Here is a 19,826-nt window from a genome sequence, read left to right on the forward strand (position 1 = left end):
AAACTCAAAAAAGGATCGTTTATTCATAGTCAATCCACGTCCCCCATATTGATATTATCCATTTTCTGTCCCATTAGATTCTCCACGAAATAATACTTTATCAAATTAAGGTAGTAATCGCCCGCCAACCCGTGATCCGCCCCCGGAAGTATCATCAAATCAAAACGTTTGTTCGCTTTTATCAAAGCATCTGCCAACCGGATCGTGTGAGCCATGTGTACATTTATATCCATGTCCCCCGTTATCAGCAACAGCTTCCCTTTCAGATTCTTCGCCAATTCAATATTAGTGGGAATCTTGGATTCAAACACGTTCTTATCGTTCATCTTCACGCCATGATAAGTCTCTCCCCACCATTTCGTGTATATATTGTTATCATGATTCCCCGAAGCAGCCACGGCAACTTTATAAAAATCGGGATAAGTCAAAATAGAAGCTGCCGCCATAAATCCACCCCCGGAATGACCGTAAATACCAACCTTATCGATATCTATATAAGAATATCTATCAGCCAACTGCTCGACAACAAACTTACAATCCGCCAATGCGTAATCCCTCAAATTCCCGTAACCGAAACAATGGAAATTACGCCCTCTCGTGAGACATCCGCCACGGAAACCGACATTTACCACGATAAACCCCAACTGAGCCAATGTCTCGTTGCCGTTATCATCAATACTAAAAGCCTGCGGAACCAGATTCTCCTGTGGCCCGGGATAAACATTCACGATGACAGGATAACCACGAGTCGAGTCCATCTTAAACGGTTGGTACATCACCCCATACAGATCCGTGATCCCGTCGGCAGCCTTCACTTTTATCCTCTTGGGCTCTTTCCATCCGGTTTCATATAACAATCGCAAATCCGTCTTCTCCAGCGCCATGATTTTACGCCCTCGCGCATCCCTCAATTCTGCAACCGGAGCCATATCCACTCTTGAATAATTATCCACCAGATACTTGCCGTTCTTAGACAAATCTATTGAATGATAACCGTCACCCGGGGTTAACAACGTGAACCCGGAACCATCAAAATTCACCCGGTAAAAAAGCCTGTACTCAGGATTAATACTTTCCTCCCGCCCATAGCCTTCAAAAACAAAACTCCGTCCTGTCGTATCCATCTCATAAATTCGGGCTGCCACGAAATCACCGGAAGTAACCCGATTCTTCAACTTTCCGTCCTTGTTATACAGATAATATTGTCCCCAACCCGAACGCTCCGACCACCATACAATATCTTCCCCACCATTCAAAATACGACACTCGAACAATTGTTCCGTGAAATGAGGATCACACACTTCATGTATCACCTCGAACACCTCTCCTGTATTCACATCCACCCGGCAAAGATCCATTTGATTACACGTCCTGCTTTTGCGCGTGAAATAAAGATAATCCGGGTATTTTTTAAAATCGAAAAGTATCATCTTCACCTCTTGATCCGGATATTTCCCGATATCCACCTTGACATGCAATTTCTTCTCCGGGTAAAACAAATGCAAATCATACGTGAACACATGTTTCTCCCCCGGCATCGGGAATTTATAAGATTTCAATGTCGGACGAGGCTGTGCCAGATGATCTATCAACCATCCCTCCTCAACTTTTCTGCGATCCTGCCGCAAACAATAAAACACCTTGGAATTTCCCGACCACGTGATGGCAGCACTCTCCTTCTTATCCGAATCCTTATCCCGCTGATAAGAGTAAGAATAAGAACGCTCCCCGTCCGTCGTCAATTGAAAAGCCGTCGTGTCGTCTTTCTCCTGCAAATACACGTTATGCTTGTAAGCGTATACCATATATTTCCCGTCAGGCGACCAGTTTTGCCAATAAATCTTCCTCTCGAACTCTCTCTTGACTTCTTCCTTCCGGAATTCCTTCAGCTCTCCGGTCTTCACGTTATACTCGAAACTCTTCCCGTATTTTGAAAAAGTAAAACGATAGGGATTATCTCCCTCAAATTGAAAACCCGCCAACCGAAGATTCTTCACATCTTCCGTCTTTCCTGTCAACTCAGCCAATTTAGCGGCAAACTCCTTTATTGAAAATAATTCCTGCTTTTTCCCTTTCCCGGCATCCACCAGATAATACTTTATCCCCTCGTCCGTTGTGTAATAATACCAAAAGAAATCCGTCCTCCCTATCCATGAAGGATAAACCGATGAACTGTGAATACGACTTTTTAGATTTTTTTCCGAATACCTCGAACAAGCTTTAAAATCAGCCTTTTGGGCAAACACACTACTCCCAATCAAGAGGAGCAGTATCCATACAATACATCTCGTCATGTCAATAATATTTTGCGTTTTACAAATAACGATCATCACGGTAAAGACCAATAAACCATGAAGTCATTTGCCTCAAAAGTAAACATTTTTAATGAAAACAATACCCACCGTTCAAAGAAAACTAAAAATTAAAAGCTAAAAACTAAAAGTTGACGTATTTTCCGCACTTCTAGTTTTTAGCTTTTTAGTTTTTAACTTCCAGCTTAAAACCTATACCCCCTCAAACTCCGGCATCACCATATCCAACCATTTGTTTATCCGGGCATCCGTCTTCTCCGGCTCGAAATCCTCATCCAAAGGCAGTCCGACAAACAGATCATCAACCACGGCAGTTGAATCCTCGTACACGTACCCGTCCGTGGTGGTTTTACCCACTAAAGTCGCACCGAGTCCGGTTACCAACTCTGCCATGTATCCCATCCCGTCCACGAAATTCTTGGGATACGTGATATGATCGCCCAGCCCGACGAGAGCGACAAAACGATCTTTTAACGAAATCTTACGCATCTGCGGGAAAAACTTCGCCCATTGATCTCTCTGCTCCCGTTCCCACGTACTTCTGCCAAGAGAAGAACAAACCAGAATCATATTCTTGTAATCCAACAACTTCCCCGCGGGGACATCATTCACGCAAAACATATCCACTTTACCGGCACCGATTTTATTCTTCAGCATTTTAGCCACCCGATGAACATTTCCACCCGCCGGGGAATAAAATATCCCTAACCACTTCATTTCACTTGTCCGTTCATCCAAAAGATAATTTCCTTCAAGATCAGCAGTCAAGCGCAACGGTTCTTCTTGTCTTTCGACCTCCTTTTTACCTTTCCTTGTAACCTTATCCATAAAAATATAGTTTATAGTGATTATTGTATCAACTATAAACTATACGGCAAAAATGTCTAAAAGTTATATTCGTCTTATTTCTTGTGCGTGGCGATCGCCAGCAATATTCCGAGAGCGACACCCAATAAAGCGGCAAACAATACCCGCGTATCTCCCGGCAGCAAGAAAGTAATCGTGTGAGCCGGATACCAGAAAAAAGGTATCGTCTTCTTGAACACGAAATTCCATTGTACCCGCCAATTCAGGTTTGCCATAATCTCACCCATCTGTATCGGGGTAAAAAGACCTGCCAACGTACCGCCATGACTCAATATATGCGTATCGGTAATCTTGTGCAATGTCATAAACACGGGAGCAAATATTGTATTCATCGCCACGGAAATACAGAATGCAACGAACACTTTCTGCCCGGACAAAGCCTCTCCCATCACGGTCGTCGCGTTCTCCATCCCCATCGTTTTCAAGAACGCAGGAACACCGTTCGCGAATATCGTCATCGCCATACTGATTCCCATCCCGAGGATTCCCCACACGATAGCTCTCGGCAACACCCCGAATCCCTTGCGATTATAAACGCCCGCGCTGATACGCAACCCGATACACTCCCCGAAAGTCGACAGAATACCAAATTTCAGGAAACTCATAATCATACCGTGCTCGACATTAAACGTCTTGTAAAAGGAATAAACCGTTTCCGACACGAAAAAAGGGAGCAGAAACAAAATCACACACCCCAGAACAATAAAATCCTTCTTCTTCATTATATATTAATTTAGCCGTAAGATCCATAAAGTCCATAACGCCTGACCTTACGACCTTATAGACTTTATAGACCTTATGGACTAGAGGGTGTATTAACACACACCCTCATTTCTTTATTTTTCAATCCGAATACGGGCATCCACGGCAACCACGTTGTCTTTGTTACCCAGAAGCGGGTTCAAGTCCATCTCAAAGATTTCCGGGGCTACTTTTACCAACGCGGAAATACGCATCACAGCCTCGGCGAACTTGTCTTCGTTCACGGGCTCTTGACCGCGCACTCCTTGGATAATCTTGTAGGATTTCAGTTCTTTAATCAACCCGTGAGCCTCTGACTTGGACATCGGAGCCAACCCTGCTTTCACGTCTTTCAGCACCTCGATAAAAATTCCGCCAAGTCCGCAAAGCACCATGTGTCCGAACTTATCATCGCGTTTCGCCCCGATAAACACTTGCGTACCGCTCAACTGTTGAGCCAACATAATAGCGTAAGTATCTTTGATCTGCATCATCCGTTTGAACTCCCGACGCACAGTTTCCTCGTCGTTCACGTTCATCACGACTCCGCCGACATCCGATTTATGAATAGGTCCGACCACTTTCATTACCAACGGGAACCCGATCTCTTTCGCCATCTTCACGATTTCCTCCTCGTTATCGGACACGCCTTCTTTCGCTCTGGCAACTCCTGCCGCATCCAACAAAGCGTGAATCTCTTCCGGTGACAAATAACCATTCTGCGCGTTATCCACCACTTCCCGGATTTTCTTCACGTCCATATCCGGCATATCGAAATGCTCCGGTTGAGGCACGGGAGTCTTGTATATCTTGCAAAGGGCATTTCCGAACAACACTTCATCAGGGAAATACACCCGTCCTTTAGAAACGAACTCGTCGATCTCGGCCTTCACGATCTTGGATGACGGGAAGATGGGGAAAATCGGCTTTTTGCTTGTCTTCATCTTTTCATCAAGCACGTTGTACACGTCGAAAACAGGGAACAATCCCGGGCTCCCGAAAATAACAGCCATCCCGTCGATATTATCAAAATCCTTGTCACAAGCATCCAGAATAAAGCCTAATTGCTCTGCCGTACCCGTGGCAAGGAAGTCTATCGGATTCCCGACAGATGAACCACCGAATAATTTAGACAACAACTCCTTTGCCTTTTCTCCCTCGATATGCGGCACATCCATTCCGCCGTTGGAGAGCGCATCGGTCAACATCACGGCAGGACCTCCCGCGTGAGTCACCACGGCTATATTCTTTCCTTTCACCTCGGGATGCATAAAGATTCCGGCAACCGTCATCAACTCGTCACGTCCGTTACAACGCACGATTCCAGCTTTACGGAACAAAGCTTCAACAGCAACATCCGAGCTTGCCAACGCCCCCGTGTGTGAAGAAGCGGCACGACTTCCGGCAGCCGAACCACCGGACTTAACCGCCGCGATACGGCAACCTTTACGAATCAATGAAGAAGCATGCTTCAACAACTTCTCCGGCTTCTCGATACTCTCCACGTACAACAACTTCACGCGGGAACTCGTTTCCGGATCAAACGATTCATCCATGTATTCCAGAATCTCCTCAACACCCATCTGGGCAGAGTTTCCGACAGAATACATGCTATTGAATTTAATACCTTTCTGCATTCCCGAATCCATGATAAACAAGGCCGTTGCCCCGGAACCGGAAATCAAATCCACCCCTTGCGGGTTCAACTCCGGAATCGGACTGGTAAATACCCCGCTATAATGGTTAGTCAAAACCCCAATACAATTGGGACCTATCAATGCTCCACCCACGGAATCAATCGTATCCACGATCTGCCGCTCTAACTTGGCACCCTCCTCATTCTCCTCGTGGAACCCGGCAGACAAAATAATAAATGCCTTTGTATTTTTTTGTTTGGCAAGTACCTCTACTGCGGCGGGACAGAATTTAGCGGCAATCGCTAAAATAGCGCAATCCACTTGCGGAAGATCCTTCACGTCACGATAAGACTTCACACCTTGCACTTCATCCATTTTAGGATTTACCACGTAAAGTTCTCCTTTGAAATTACCGTCTTGCAAATTTCTCAACACGGTTCCGCCCGGTTTATGTATATCATCCGAGCCGCCCACGACCACGATACTCTTCGGTTCAATTAACTGTTTCGTTATCATATAGCATAAATTTTTATTTCTCTTTTAATTTCAAATGGATGATTGCTAGTGCCATCATCCATTTGAACTTTCTGTTTCTTAGATATTGTTGAAGAAAGTCAGAAACTCTTGAACCTTCTGTACCATCTTCTTCGAGCCTGTATAGAGAGGCACCCGCTGGTGCAGCGCCTCCGGCACGATCTCAAGGATTCGCCTTTCCCCGTCCGTCGCCATACCTCCCGACTGCTCGGCAATAAATGCCATCGGGTTGCACTCGTACAACAATCTCAACTTACCTGTCGGGTGCGAGCTGGTTTGCGGGTAAAGGAATACTCCCCCTTTCAACATGTTCCGGTGGAAATCGGCCACCAAAGAACCGATATAACGAGAAGTATACGGACGCTTGGTTGCATCATCTTTCTCTTGGCAATATTTAATAAATTTCTTCACTCCCACGGGAAAATTCACGTAATTCCCCTCGTTGATTGAATAGATTTTCCCGTTTTCCGGCGTCTGCATATTCGGGTGTGACAAACAGAACTCCCCGATAGACGTATCCAGCGTGAAACCGTTCACCCCGTTACCGGAAGTGTACACCAACATAGTCGACGACCCGTAAATCACGTACCCGGCAGCCACTTGCTGCGTCCCGGGTTGAAAGAAATCCTCCATTGTCAGGGGTTCCCCGAGTGAAGAAACACGTTTATAAATTGAAAAAATAGTCCCCACGGACACATTCACGTCAATATTCGACGAGCCGTCCAACGGGTCCATACATATAACATACTTGGCATCTCTACATAAGCCTTCCTCGAAAACCACAATATCTTGATTTTCTTCTGTTGCAACCCCGCAACACTCACCACTTGCCCTTAATTCATCCATAAAAGTATTGTCGGCATAGACATCCAACTTTTGCTGGTCCTCACCCTGGACATTGATGGAACCCACCTTACCTAATATATCTACCAAACCAGCTTTATTCACCTCACGATGAACTTTTTTAGCAGCTATACCGATATGATGTAAAAGTCTCGAGAACTCCCCGGTAGCACCCGAAATCTCTGCCTGCCGCTCAATAATAAATTGATTTAAAGTTGTAACTTTATGCATTATCATGGTTCTGTGTTTTAATTTTTTTGCAAATATAGACTTATAAACTGTAATTTAAAAGGTTTGCGAACTTAAATTCCGAAAGATACCCATCCATCCTTTACCGAACAAACGGGTCTCTTTCAGAATTACGGCATATAGTTCAAAAAGTTTTATCAATAGGCTCGGACGGCTCGAACTATTGCAGCATTATCTTTAGCATCAAACCTATCCGTACGCCAATAATCCGATACAGTCCCCTCTCCTTGTTCTGTAGAACTTCCATACACAGTAGTATCATCTATCAAATCTCCACCTTGTTTTACTATATTGGGATTCAATATAATTAACTGCGACACTATATATTTTATTTCATTCATTGCGGGAAAATACCACCCTTCACCTCTATTTAAACACGCATTAAAAGCAGGATATTTAGTTATATCTTCACCTTGGTTTTCTATAAAGGTTCTCACGACATCAGTATTAATTGCCCCATTATTCTTATCTGTCGCACCTATTGATTTTGTATAGCCTTTAGACTTAAAGTCACACCATTCCAACTTTCCCAACGACTCGTTCGCCACTATCCTTCCCCTGTAAGCCTTAATTCCCTCCATATTCGTTTCAAATTCATTATCTGTTTCATTGTATCCAGTAACCTCTCCAACTACAAATATCGTTCCTCCTGCCCAAGCATCCCCTACCTTCGGGGCGGGCAAAGCGACTTCATCATTATTGTTACCTTTTAACTCTTTATCCTCAAAATAATACTCGAAAGCCTCTCCATTCGCCACGTAAAAAACGGCTTTCTCCAATCGTAAACTTCCTCCTTCCACCAATCGAGGGAAAACAAACTTCATCTTATTATCCACCACCGCAATCGCTTTCAATTCCCGTTTCACTTCTCCCGAGGCCAGATAAAGATCTGCTTTACTAATATCCACTCCCGCAGCAACCTCCGTCAACAAAACTTCAACTTCCTCTCCTTTTTCGATTACAATCTCATAAGGCTCTTCCGAGTACCAATCTTTTACTGACACCGAAAACTGCATTTCAACAGGTCCCATACCCGGGTATTTATTCACTTTCACGTTATACGTGTATTCTTTCCCTTGCTCAAAATTATTGGCAGGAACTTCTACTTCAAACGGCTCCTCAATCCCCGCAATTTGAAACGAGAACAACTTCTTATTGTTCTCTATCTCTTGTGGCAAAATAATAACAGAAGAATTGCTAGATTTCGGCATTACGACTTCATCACTAACCTCGCCATTTGTCAACACTCCCGTTCCCAAGTCAAGTACACCCGTCGTGACAACACTATGCAATTTCACATTCACCAACTGTTCTAAATTAATAGTGGTCGGAGTTTCCGTTTCAACATTCAACACGATCTTGGAAAACAGATGTTCAAACTCCAATTTTATCGGCTCAGCATCTTTTGCATATCCCTCCGCCGCCTTCACATACAAAAAATCCGATTTATCCAAACCGTTAGATTGATCTGTTTCCACGCTAACATTCATTCGGGCCAATTCTTGTGGTTCCGAATGTTCCTTTTCCCAATAATACCCGTACACGTCTATCCGCCCATCGGGATAATAATGCTCACTACCATCCGCAAAAGTCAAATCGCCCTCCTGCCCATAGTTCATTTTACAAAGATCTTCACTTGCAGGAACAGCAACAACATCCGCACTCTCCCGCTCCACGATATAAAGAATCACCTCATCCCCTTTACGAAATCCATCCACCCGGGATAAACTACCGGGTTTCAAGTCTTGAATATTAGAACGAAAACGTATTTCCTGTCCATCAACACTTTCTTCCGAAACATTTCGAACGCAACTCAACAAGACACTTGCCAATAAGAGAAAACCAAATAATTTCATAGTCTGTAATTTTTAAATGTTTAGATTATAATTTCTCCTCCGCACATATCATTAAACTAGATTCTTCAATCTTTCAAAGACTCGAAAATATTAAATGGTTATCTTTACACGCCATTCTCGTAATTACACCTGACAATAAATCAATTACACCCCACCATTAATATATTTTCCTAATGTTCTATCCCGTAGGAACAAAAAACGTTATTTTATGCTCCATAAAAATATATAATAAAAACCAAAAAATCAACTAACCAAAAAATTTTCATTCAAAAATTTCATTAACTAAAAATATGCCTCCAAATATTACAATCGTATTTAGAATAAATCGTATATTTGCGTAGAATTACAATCATATTTAGACAAAATGAATACACCTAAGATCATTAAAGAACGGGATTCATACATCACTAGGATCAAACCATTTATGAGGAAATCCTTAGTAAAAGTAATGACAGGACATCGCCGTGTCGGTAAAAGTTACATCCTATATCAATTGATGAACCTCATTTTAGAAGAAGAAACTGATGCAAATATTATTTACATCAATAAGGAAAATGTTGATTTCATCAGTATAAAAACATTCATGGAATTAAACAATTACGTGAAGTCCAAAGTTAATCCGGACAGGATGAATTATATTTTCATTGATGAAATTCAAGAAATACAAGATTTTAGGCTAGCTATCCGTTCTTTGGCATTAGAAGAAAACAACGATATTTATATAACTGGTAGCAATTCAGAAATATTTTCAAGCGATTTGGCGAATGAATTAGGGGGACGATATATAGAATTCACAATCCATAGTTTATCTTACTTAGAATTCTTAGACTTCCATAAATTAGAAAACAATGACATTTCGCTCGAAAAATACATTCATTACGGGGGATTACCCTATCTCTTCCATTTACCAATGGAAGAAGATGTTATCACAGAATATATTAAAAGTATTTACTCCACAATTATGTTAAAAGATGTCATACAAAGGAAAAATATCCGAAATACCTCCTTCTTGGAACAATTAATCTTATTTCTCGCTAATAATATCGGGAATTTATTTTCTTCTAAAAGCATCAGTGACTTTTTAAAAAGTCAACGAATAGACATATCGCCTTACGTAGTGGGAGAATATGCAACGGCGCTATCAGATGCCTTTATTGTTCAAAAAGTTGGGAGATTTGATATTATAGGGAAACGTCTTTTTGAACGAGGGGAAAAATATTATTTTGAAGATCTAGGGATTCGCAATGTCATCGCAGGATACAAAAGACAAGACCGGGGTATCCGGTTGGAGAATTTAGTTTACAACCATTTGGTATATAATGGATATGATGTAAAAATCGGGACTCTCGGGTCAGAAGAAATCGACTTCGTGTGTCAACGCAAAGGAGAAACCATATACGTACAAGTTGCCGTGGAACTATCCAAAGAAGAAACAATTAAAAGAGAATTTGGTAATTTACTCCGAATCAAAGACAACTATCCCAAAATTGTCGTGTCTGGGGAAATCTCTTTTGAAAACTCTTACGAGGGCATCCAGCATATTTATATTAGAGACTTTCTGTCATCCGAATTATCTCCTTCAATATTACACACAAATAAACGATGAGAGGGTTCCCCCCCTCATTGTTTTCGTCGCTCCCATCGTCGTTTCACCCAAGCCACGGCGATCGAACTCACGATACCACCTGCTATACTAACAACCCCGGCAAACAAATGATCCACCATCTGCGACAATACCGAGTTAAAACTCAAAGTCGAAAACATACCTATCACAAAATAATTCATACAATTGAAAGTTGAAAATTGAAAATGAGCGAGATAGAACCGACCACAACAAAATAGAACTCGTGCAGTCGGTTCCCTTCAAAAAAGATAGTCAAACAAAACTTATGATTCGCCGAAAAACTCTACCCAATCATAAATCAAGAGCGAAGCCCGTGCGGCTGGAATCACTCAATCATAAATCAGAAATCACTGAATCAATAAGCTGTCCGACGATCTTTTTCCGTTCTTCAACGTGGCGAAGCAATACACCTTCACTTTCGTGTTATCCCACTCGTCCGGGAGCGCGTAACTGGTACTGCCACTTTCACCCCGGGCTCTCAACACTACCAGCCTTGCCCGTTCCCGTTCCGTTTCGTACAACACGCCGTACACTTGGTCGTCAGTCAACGCGAACCCGTCCTCTTCTTCCTGCCCCTCTTGCTCGAAAAGGAATTTTTGGTTTTCCTCGCTGTACGTCACAGTCACCTTCGGCGGATTGATAATCCCGGCAGCCACCAACAATTGTTCAAAATTAACGGTTGCCTCGTTCTTCTCGTTCACCGTCACCGCCTTCATGTTCGCCGCCACGAAAGCATTCGAGGTCGACCCCTTCCCGATCCCCACGAAGCCTTTTCGTATCACCGGTAAAAGACTCCGGGACAACTGTACCAACACTTTCATCCTCGCCCGCTGTGCCAGTATCTCCGGTGTCGGGTTATCCTTCCTCGTGAATACTTTCGCTTTCGCGATGTTCTTACTCCTCGTGTAACACAACGTGATGTTACCTACTGATTTTCTCGCTTTACCTAACAAATAAGAATTAAATTCTGCCATAATAATTGAAAGTTGAAAATTGAAAATGTAAACACTTAAATCCATGAATCAAAAATCATGAAATCATAAATCGTAAATCATAAATTTTTAACCGCTTCCTCCAACGCCGGCCCCGGATCGATTTTCCGGTTCGTGACCGCGGAATGGCCCACGACATCTTTGATCGGGTAGTACTCCTCCAGCACGCTACAAATTTTCGCCAAAGTTTGCACCTGCATCCTCGTGTAGCGATGCCAGTAAGTCAACTTCCCTTCCGATTCGTACGCGAAGACGTCTTCCGCCGGGACAATCCGCCCGCACTCGGCAACGAACATTCCCCCCGACAAACGAAGCTTCCCCAGGTTATCCAGTTCGATCCCTATGGAATAACGATTCAATCCCGACCGCCCCGCGTACCAGCTACGCCCGGCGTGCCACGCTTCCGTGTCAAACGGCACAAGTTGAATGATTTCCCCGTCCCGCCCGATTACCAGATGAGCGGAAGCCCCCACGTCAGGTCTTGTCAGGTAAATCGCGGCAGCCTCGGCTCCCCACGCGGCGGTATAGTGCAAGACAATCATGTCCGGTCCCACCAGCTTCCGGGTATTCTTCGCGCAAACCAAATGACGTACCCGATCGCCCATCAACCGATGGTTGACAATTGAAAATTGAGAATTGAAAATTGAAAATGAACTCATAAATCGTAAATCATAAATCTAAAATTAAAAACGTCGTTTTCGCGTGAAGACTTGCAGAATTTTTTCTCCGCCTCGTCCCACCACGTAACCGCCCAAACCGATTTCCAGCAAGTCCCAAAAGCGGGAAGTATCGTCAAGAATCGGCAGGTTCGTGAACGTTCCGACCAACACGATCACCGCAAATACCAACATCACCAACGGTCGCCACGATCGCTGCAACCAACTTCCCTTCGCTTCCTCCACCAATACCGCCGATTGCGCCTCCACCCGAGTCCGCTCCCATTCCGCAAGTACCTGTAGCAAATCCAATTCCAATTGCCGTTTCTCCCTCGCCGGGAGAGTCAGGCGATCGACCACCTCGCCAACCGCCTTGACCACACCCTTTACTCCTTCCAAAAGCCCAACCCTTTAAGTACGGCATTCTTAATCTCTGCCACGAAATAAAGATTCCGATTTCCTACCTTACATACCGAAAAACCGAACCATCGGGCATATCGACGCAATGTTTTAGGAGAAATATCCATCGCCTTGCATACCTCTTCCGTATTCATCAAGCGGTGTGGCACCCGTGTCACCGTCTCGATCGCTATTCGTACATCCCGGTGATACTCTTCCAAACGTTGGAGAATCTCCAAATAAACATCTTCCATCTTTTTCTTTTCATCAAATCCTTTTTTTGCCATATCTATTTAATTGAAAGTTGAAAATTGAAAATGAGATCACTTGATCGCAAAATCATAAATCTAAAATCGTAAATCACTAAATTCTTAGGTATTGACTCGACGAATACGCCTTTCCCTCTTTCGCCCGGAAAAAGCAATACAAATGTGCCGCCATGCCTCGCTTCCGGTTCAATTGGATCATCGCCTTTCTCTCACCCCTCGTCGCACGCACTTCTTCAAACACGGGAGTAAACGAGCGATCACCGTATAACACGACCACCATTAACTCATCACCCATCCTTGCCGGAGCCAACCCGGCATTTTCCTCCCACGTCAAGGTTACGACGTCCCGGTCATCCACCTCACCCCGAAGATTATTCACCTTCTGCAACATCCCCACCGCCAACTGCAAACGTGAAAAATCGGCAATCTTCCCGTCCGGTTTAAAAACCTTCATGTTCAGCCTCATGAAAAAATTGTAACCGCTCGCGGACATTCCCCCTGTCGCCACACGCCACACTTCCCGCAAGGGTGTCACCACCATGTGCCGATAGAAATGAATCGCCACCATAAACTGAGAACGGCAATCCATCTGTTCCGGCGTCTTCGCGTCCGAGTATTCCGCCGGGGTACTCCGCACCCGGGTATCCGCTCCTACCCGATAAAAAACCGTGTTCCCGACTTTTCCCGATATCAACTTATCTGTTTTAGCCATACTGATTAAATTGAAAACAATAACTAATAAACACTCTCGTTCGTTTCTCTTTCCTATCACTCTCCTTTCAAAAACCTTCCCGAAGGTCTTTAAAAGGACTTTGAAAGGAGTTTAAAAGGACTTTGTTCCCTGTCTTCCCCGGGATTACTCCCCGTCTTCCCGAAGAATTCCTCAGGTATCTCCGACCTCTTGTACCGCGTTCTTTAAAATTCTCATCATCTTTTATTTTTAAATCAACGATACAAAGATATTTCCCCCACGTCCCCCCACCAACGAAATGACACAGACAGCCAAATAACTGTATAAACACCCTGTAACCTGACACAGACGCCTAAAACACGAGATTCATTTTCCCCGTAAAAACAGTTTTAACCGCTCACGGCTCTCTCTCGGGAAAAATCTTTCATTATACTGAAACAAAATCGACAATTATTCATCAATACACTGACGAATAATTCTTATTATTGAAGACATTCTCTATATCAACTTGAAAAACATTCAATTATTATTGCATTTTTGGTCAGTTTAAAGGAAAAAAGCATTTTTGTATAGACAAAATAGTCGCAACACACAACCAAAATTTCAGAATCATCATAACGATGCATTATTATGATGTGATATTATAAAACATTCACCGGAGCCCGTCGATAAATTTATCCACGAGACCGGTGAATATTAAATTACACGATTACTCCCCGTTCCCCCTTTTCGGGTTTTCCCGGGAAGTATCCAGTATATTAAAACAAGCCAACACGTTTTTCCGGTAATAGTCCCCCAGCGGGAACCATTTCTCCCCGGCTCGCAAGGAGTTGCCCGCCCATGTGTCGACATAACGCAGGTTCAGGATAAAACCACGGTGTACACGAACAAGATAGGCGTCCAGTAGCTGCCACTCCACGCTACCCAAACGGCACGCCACGGTAATCCGGGAGTTATCTTTAAAATGAAAATAACAATAATTACCCGATGCCTCTATCCAAACGATTTCGGCATAAAAATACTTCTTGTAATACTCGTCCTGACGAATAAGCAAGCCATCTGCCACCAGCGGTGACACCCTCAAAGGTGCACTTACACCCGATAAATCTGTTTTCATTGACAATTAAATTTATGCCTCATGAAAAAATCACCGACGGGCATGACCGATTATCTCACATACAAAGAATAATTGTCAAATCAATATTTATTACTTAAATAGAAATGCCTTCCCTCGTTAATACAAAATTTAAAACAAGAGGGAGTTAAGTACATATCCCTTACTCCCTCTTTACACACACTTTAACAAATTATTTTTCTTTACTCTTTTCAAATAATTCCACTATCCCCCCTCAAAAATAATCTCATTGAATACTCTTTTACTCAATTATTCTCGTCAAACGACGAACGTATAAGGATATCAAAACACAGCAACATCAGCTAATGTCACGCCAAAATTATTCCCAAAAACTCGATCACTTATTTGTAATTTAATATAACGTATGTTTTTAGAAACAGGAAACTGCAACAAAGTGATTTCCCCATTTGTATTACCCAACGTATTATAATCAACATACATCGGCATATCCCATGTTATCTTATCTTTTGAAACAAGAACCCGAACACTCGTAGGTAATAAATAAGGACCTGATTGTACCGAAGATGGCTCAAAATTCTTTTGAACTATTTTCAACCCCGACACAGCTTGTTGTGATTTCATATCTATTACTAAATCATAAAGACGAATGCTTGCAGATTGCAATTGTGTTTCCCAACAAGTATTCGGATTATTATCCAACAAATACTCAAGATGTGAATCATAATCTTTACTATCTTCAATCGAATTCGTGATTTCCCAATCGGTTGCATCCAAATATTTTAATTCCGGCAATACCGGATTTCCCTTTTCGAGCATATAAGAAAAACTCATATTCGGGAAATAATGTTGATTATAACGCTCCACCACTACTCCCAATAATTCATGAGCGATATCAAGCACGAACAAACTCTTTCGATTTTCCTCAATTGTACTTGCCGATTTATTCGTATTCAAATACGGCTCGTATAAATAACGATTTTTCCCTAATACTAATTTTTTCAAATTCGGGAAATACAAGATATCCTCTAATGAAGTTATAGAATAATCAATCTCCAATTCTTCCAAATCATTGATGAAAGCATCCGTTATTTCTTCTACTCCATATTTTTGCTGAGCTAATGTCGTGAAATCCGTCGTGAATGCTGGTTTTCGATCCAAAAGATCCAAAGATTCAAAAACAATTAAGTCTGGACATTCCCCGATTCTTCCCTCTCTTTCCACTGACACACCCTTTTCTAAATTTACATCTTTCAAAAGCGTGTAATTTTCCAAACAAACCTCACGAGTGATCGGGAATATTTTTTTCTCTCCCGCAATATTCGTGTAATGTATTTCCAATTTAGAAATATTATCTTGCCAAGTATCAAAAAATAACATCAAATTATTCTTAACCGGTATACATTTTGTAATTCCTTGTGTAAATACCCGAACAGCTTCATGACTTGGAGTATACGGGCGACCGTAAGCCGTAATAGGCAAAGACATGTTTCCTTCTTTATCTACACCACATACTGTTATTTCATAAGAACCATCCTGTAAATTCAATAAATTACAAGATGTCACATCAGGAGCCAATAAGGTATCAGAAATTTCACCAGCTGTCATCCAAGTCAATTTAATATTCTCTACAACAGGATCCACTCCATTTGTCCACTCCACATACAGACGTTTCCAACCAGACACCACCGATAGATCAGAACATTTTCCCACGTAACGAATCACATGGTCGCCGGCATAATCACTATACGTATCCTCCAAACTTTGACACATGGTCATCATGAAGGAGATAAAAATCAATCCAAGTAAATATAACTTCCTCATACACTATTCCTTTTTTACAAAAACTTCTAATTCGTGAAATGACACATAATTATTAAGGTTCAGGTCACCATAAACAGTATTCTTAAACACACTATTCACTTCTAATTTCAAATAACGGTAACGATCACTACTAACACCGATCTCCACATTCAAGTAAGCCGGTTGTTTCTCGTTTAAATCCTGAACTTCGGTTATCTGAGGATATAAATTACATCTATAAGCCCATTTATCATTTTCACCTCTCGCCTCGGGAGATTGATAAAAGTAGCCTATTTTTTTCCACGAGGTGGCATCATCTTTATCGTTTGAACCGTAAACAGTAACTTCGTTCGGAAGTTTATTCACGTATTGATAATTCCATATCCAAGTCCAACTATTAACAAATAACATCCCGTACAGTCGAACTGATGCCGGAATTTTGCCCTCTTTCAAATCAATAATCCAATATTTACCCACGGCATCCGGTTTTGACAAAAAAGTATAATACTTATCACCAGAAATCCCCAAACGTCGTTCTCCCTTTTTATCCCCATCGAATAAATATTTTACTCCAACCGCATGCGTTTCGTCTTCCATATTCAGTTTAAGCGGATCTAGAAATTCAAAATCCGATGAAGCCATTTGTTCCATCTTATAGGCCTCAACATTTTCCCATACTTGTTGTTTCACCTTGTATCCCCTGAAATCTTCGGTCCTCACCACGACAGTATTCATATCCTGCTGTTGTTGCAAGGTAAACGTAAGTGTATCACCTCTTTGTAGTATAGGAAATGTCTTCACTAACAACGTATCTTGTTTTTGAGTATGCGGATTCATTCCCACGTAAAACACATGGGCGTACCCCGTCCCCTTCTCTTGCGGACCGTAGGTTAGCTGAAAACCATCCCAACAAGGAGAAACATCGGCACCTTTAAAGAACGCAACAGGAACGGCATCCTTTGTATCAAAAAAGATATTCAATGGAGTAGACTTTCTCTCTTCCAAATTCAAAAGTGACACCGAAGCAGGAACGTTACTACAAGCTTCCGTGAAACCATCCAATACGAGAGAATCACATAAATAAGATCCTTCCCGTACAATCTCGTTACCAAAATTGTCTTTATAGCTTACTCTAATAGTGTAAATATCACTATCATTAGGCAATTTATAATACATCACCGCCCCGCCAGCTATCGGTTTAAACGAGATATCTTTTTCCGATATCGAGATATCAAAATCTACCTTATCGTCATTCGAACACCCGACAATTCCAAGTAATAGAATAAAAAAACAATATATTCTTCTCATATCCACGCTATTTTATAGTTACCATCCTAGATTTTGTACATAATTCGACACGACAACTTCCTCGCTTCTTAACGGGAAGAAGTAATCCCGAGGCGACACGAATTTCAATTTGTTCCAAACAACAACAGGACCGTTAAAGTTATTATAAAACTTTTGGGCTGTTTCTCCCAAAACATTCCACCCGTAAAGTTTTTCATTCATTTCCTCGTGAGCTGTTTTCCAACGACGAATATTCCAAAATCTATGTCCTTCAAATGCAAACTCGATATTGATTTCCTGACGAATAATTTCCCGCATACCTTCCCTGGTGTCTACTTTCTCCGGATTCTTGGCATAAGACCTCCAAGCCGTTTCCACATCTAGAATTCCCGCTCTTGCTCTCACGACATTCAGAGGAGCATACACGTGGTCCTTATTAACTTTAGGACCTTCATATTCATTCCAAGCCTCTGCTTTCATCAAATAAAGTTCAGCCACTCTCAAAAACGGATAAGGAATATCTTTACCTGATATTTCATTGGGATAATTTACAGTTCCAATAGAAGAATCCAAAAACTTTTTGATCCAGTAGCCACACAAATTCTGAGGATAAGAACTAGAGATGATATCCTCTTTCACTCCTAATTGTTCACCCTTATATGCATTCACCAAAATATTACTTCCTCTTTTCCAATAACAACGATCAGCCGCGACACAAGCATAAAAACGAGGTTCCCGGTGTAAATGCAAATTCAACACGGCAGAATTTAAAGGTACAACATCATTATATTTTGTATCCGTCTCTTTTCCCATCTGATAACGACCGGCATAATTCCACGTTCTATCTTGATCGATTGGTAAACCATGATCTGTATAATACATCTCCACCATCTTCATACTAGGACCGACAATACCCATTGCCGCAGCATTATAATTTGACCAATCGTTACTCGGAAATCGCGGCAATATAAAAGGATGAATTTCATCATAGCCGTAATTTCTCGGCCGTATCAATAATAATGCCTCGTTATTAATTAAACTGGGAGCCAATACAGAATGTTCTATATTTTGCATATCGTTCAACAACTTTGTTTTCTCGGACAAAGCTTCATCGTATAATTTTCGACCGTTGGCTTCACAAATCTCTATAGCCTCCTCGGCCGCTAAAGCCGCAAACTTCCACTTCTCGGCATCATACCGTTCACTAAAAAGCGAATTCCCATTTTTATCCTTGAAATTCACGTAAAATTCATTACCGTTAAAAAGCGGAGAAGCCGCATACAACAATGCCTTTGCTTTCAAAGCTTTTGCCGCTTCTAAGTTGAAATAAGCATAACGAGATGGAGCTTTACTTCCGAAGGGTTGTAAATCTTTACATGCCTCATCCAACAAATTGACAATCGCTTTAAAGCAAGTGTCTACATGACTACGAGGTTGTTGCATTACATCAATGGATGATTTCACATCAATATTCTCGGGAACTAACACGATTGGACCATAGCGACGAACTAACTCAAAATATAATAAAGCTTTCAAGGCTTTTACTTCTGCTTTCCATTGTCTCTTTTCCAATTCTTCCATATTGTATACTCCATCGATTTTCTCGATAAAAATATTACAATAACGGAGGGCTGCGTAAAATTTATTTTTTGTCCAAACATTCGCATAAGGCTCTTGGGACATTTGCAATCCATCTGCAATTTTAAACCCCACAATAGTGGTTTGCCACCCCCTCACGTATTCCCCACTAACCACCTCATCAGAACCAAATATTGCCGGATTACCACTACAGGAAGCGAGTTCCTCCGCTAAAAAAGAATAACACGTCTTTAACCATTCATCCGCATTCTCTCTTTTTTCAAATACGGTCTCTACCGTTTCAATATCTTTCTCCGGCACCAAATCCAAATAATCTTTACATCCCTCTAAAAGAAAGATACATGGCAATATTAAATATATAACATATCTCATAA

At 41.9% G+C, this 19,826-nt stretch carries 17 protein-coding genes; 1 reads left to right on the top strand and 16 read right to left on the bottom strand.

Going from position 1 to position 19,826, the window contains the following annotated elements; all coding sequences use genetic code 11:
* Nucleotides 1–29: 29 nt before the first annotated feature.
* The 6 genes from Q5866_RS13065 to Q5866_RS13090 form a co-directional block, all read right to left on the bottom strand.
* Nucleotides 30–2,294 (bottom strand): DPP IV N-terminal domain-containing protein, encoded by a 2,265-nt coding sequence (locus Q5866_RS13065; protein WP_303180670.1) that lies wholly within the window; start codon nucleotides 2,292–2,294, stop codon nucleotides 30–32.
* A gap of 210 nt (nucleotides 2,295–2,504) precedes the next feature.
* A complete protein-coding gene (locus Q5866_RS13070) occupies nucleotides 2,505–3,140 on the bottom strand; it encodes a flavodoxin domain-containing protein (protein WP_099291694.1) in 636 nt (211 codons plus the stop codon).
* A gap of 74 nt (nucleotides 3,141–3,214) precedes the next feature.
* Nucleotides 3,215–3,901: a hypothetical protein gene (locus tag Q5866_RS13075; protein WP_303180672.1), complete on the bottom strand. Its 687-nt coding sequence runs from the start codon at nucleotides 3,899–3,901 to the stop codon at nucleotides 3,215–3,217.
* 114 nt (nucleotides 3,902–4,015) lie between these two features.
* Complete coding sequence (locus tag Q5866_RS13080) at nucleotides 4,016–6,073, bottom strand: acetate--CoA ligase family protein (RefSeq protein WP_303180673.1); 2,058 nt, start codon at nucleotides 6,071–6,073, stop codon at nucleotides 4,016–4,018.
* Nucleotides 6,074–6,151: 78 nt separating this feature from the next.
* Nucleotides 6,152–7,171 (bottom strand): class 1 fructose-bisphosphatase, encoded by a 1,020-nt coding sequence (fbp, locus tag Q5866_RS13085; protein WP_303180674.1) that lies wholly within the window; start codon nucleotides 7,169–7,171, stop codon nucleotides 6,152–6,154.
* A gap of 149 nt (nucleotides 7,172–7,320) precedes the next feature.
* Nucleotides 7,321–9,039: a fimbrillin family protein gene (locus Q5866_RS13090; RefSeq protein WP_303180676.1), complete on the bottom strand. Its 1,719-nt coding sequence runs from the start codon at nucleotides 9,037–9,039 to the stop codon at nucleotides 7,321–7,323.
* A gap of 364 nt (nucleotides 9,040–9,403) precedes the next feature.
* Here Q5866_RS13090 and Q5866_RS13095 point away from each other — a divergent pair, with 364 nt between their 5' ends.
* On the top strand, nucleotides 9,404–10,645 hold the full coding sequence (locus tag Q5866_RS13095; protein ID WP_303180678.1) for an ATP-binding protein: 1,242 nt from the start codon (nucleotides 9,404–9,406) through the stop codon (nucleotides 10,643–10,645).
* A 14-nt stretch (nucleotides 10,646–10,659) separates the two neighbouring features.
* Here Q5866_RS13095 and Q5866_RS13100 read toward each other — a convergent pair whose 3' ends face one another.
* The 10 genes from Q5866_RS13100 to Q5866_RS13145 form a co-directional block, all read right to left on the bottom strand.
* Entirely contained in the window at nucleotides 10,660–10,824 is a 165-nt protein-coding gene (locus tag Q5866_RS13100) for a hypothetical protein (RefSeq protein ID WP_227217133.1), read from the bottom strand.
* A gap of 186 nt (nucleotides 10,825–11,010) precedes the next feature.
* Complete coding sequence (locus tag Q5866_RS13105; RefSeq protein WP_303180681.1) at nucleotides 11,011–11,637, bottom strand: DUF6266 family protein; 627 nt, start codon at nucleotides 11,635–11,637, stop codon at nucleotides 11,011–11,013.
* A 77-nt stretch (nucleotides 11,638–11,714) separates the two neighbouring features.
* Entirely contained in the window at nucleotides 11,715–12,314 is a 600-nt protein-coding gene (locus tag Q5866_RS13110) for an N-acetylmuramoyl-L-alanine amidase (protein WP_303180683.1), read from the bottom strand.
* 24 nt (nucleotides 12,315–12,338) lie between these two features.
* Nucleotides 12,339–12,710: a 3TM-type holin gene (locus Q5866_RS13115; RefSeq protein WP_227217135.1), complete on the bottom strand. Its 372-nt coding sequence runs from the start codon at nucleotides 12,708–12,710 to the stop codon at nucleotides 12,339–12,341.
* Nucleotides 12,698–12,997, bottom strand: coding sequence for a hypothetical protein (locus Q5866_RS13120; protein ID WP_303180686.1), 300 nt, complete (start codon nucleotides 12,995–12,997; stop codon nucleotides 12,698–12,700). Before Q5866_RS13120 ends, Q5866_RS13115 begins: the two co-directional genes overlap by 13 nt.
* 76 nt (nucleotides 12,998–13,073) lie before the next feature.
* Entirely contained in the window at nucleotides 13,074–13,691 is a 618-nt protein-coding gene (locus Q5866_RS13125; RefSeq protein ID WP_303180688.1) for a DUF6266 family protein, read from the bottom strand.
* Between the two features lie 688 nt (nucleotides 13,692–14,379).
* Nucleotides 14,380–14,787: a LytTR family DNA-binding domain-containing protein gene (locus Q5866_RS13130; protein ID WP_303180690.1), complete on the bottom strand. Its 408-nt coding sequence runs from the start codon at nucleotides 14,785–14,787 to the stop codon at nucleotides 14,380–14,382.
* A gap of 300 nt (nucleotides 14,788–15,087) precedes the next feature.
* Entirely contained in the window at nucleotides 15,088–16,587 is a 1,500-nt protein-coding gene (locus Q5866_RS13135) for a DUF4998 domain-containing protein (RefSeq protein ID WP_368502036.1), read from the bottom strand.
* A gap of 3 nt (nucleotides 16,588–16,590) precedes the next feature.
* Nucleotides 16,591–17,874 carry a DUF4959 domain-containing protein gene (locus Q5866_RS13140; RefSeq protein ID WP_303180692.1) on the bottom strand — a complete coding sequence of 428 codons (1,284 nt, stop codon included), beginning with the start codon at nucleotides 17,872–17,874 and terminating at the stop codon, nucleotides 16,591–16,593.
* 18 nt (nucleotides 17,875–17,892) lie between these two features.
* The gene (locus tag Q5866_RS13145; protein WP_303180694.1) at nucleotides 17,893–19,824 is read right to left on the bottom strand and encodes a RagB/SusD family nutrient uptake outer membrane protein; all 1,932 of its coding nucleotides are present in this window, start codon (nucleotides 19,822–19,824) and stop codon (nucleotides 17,893–17,895) included.
* Nucleotides 19,825–19,826 lie beyond the last annotated feature (2 nt).

Source organism: uncultured Butyricimonas sp. (assembly GCF_959596855.1).
Taxonomy (GTDB): domain Bacteria; phylum Bacteroidota; class Bacteroidia; order Bacteroidales; family Marinifilaceae; genus Butyricimonas; species Butyricimonas muris.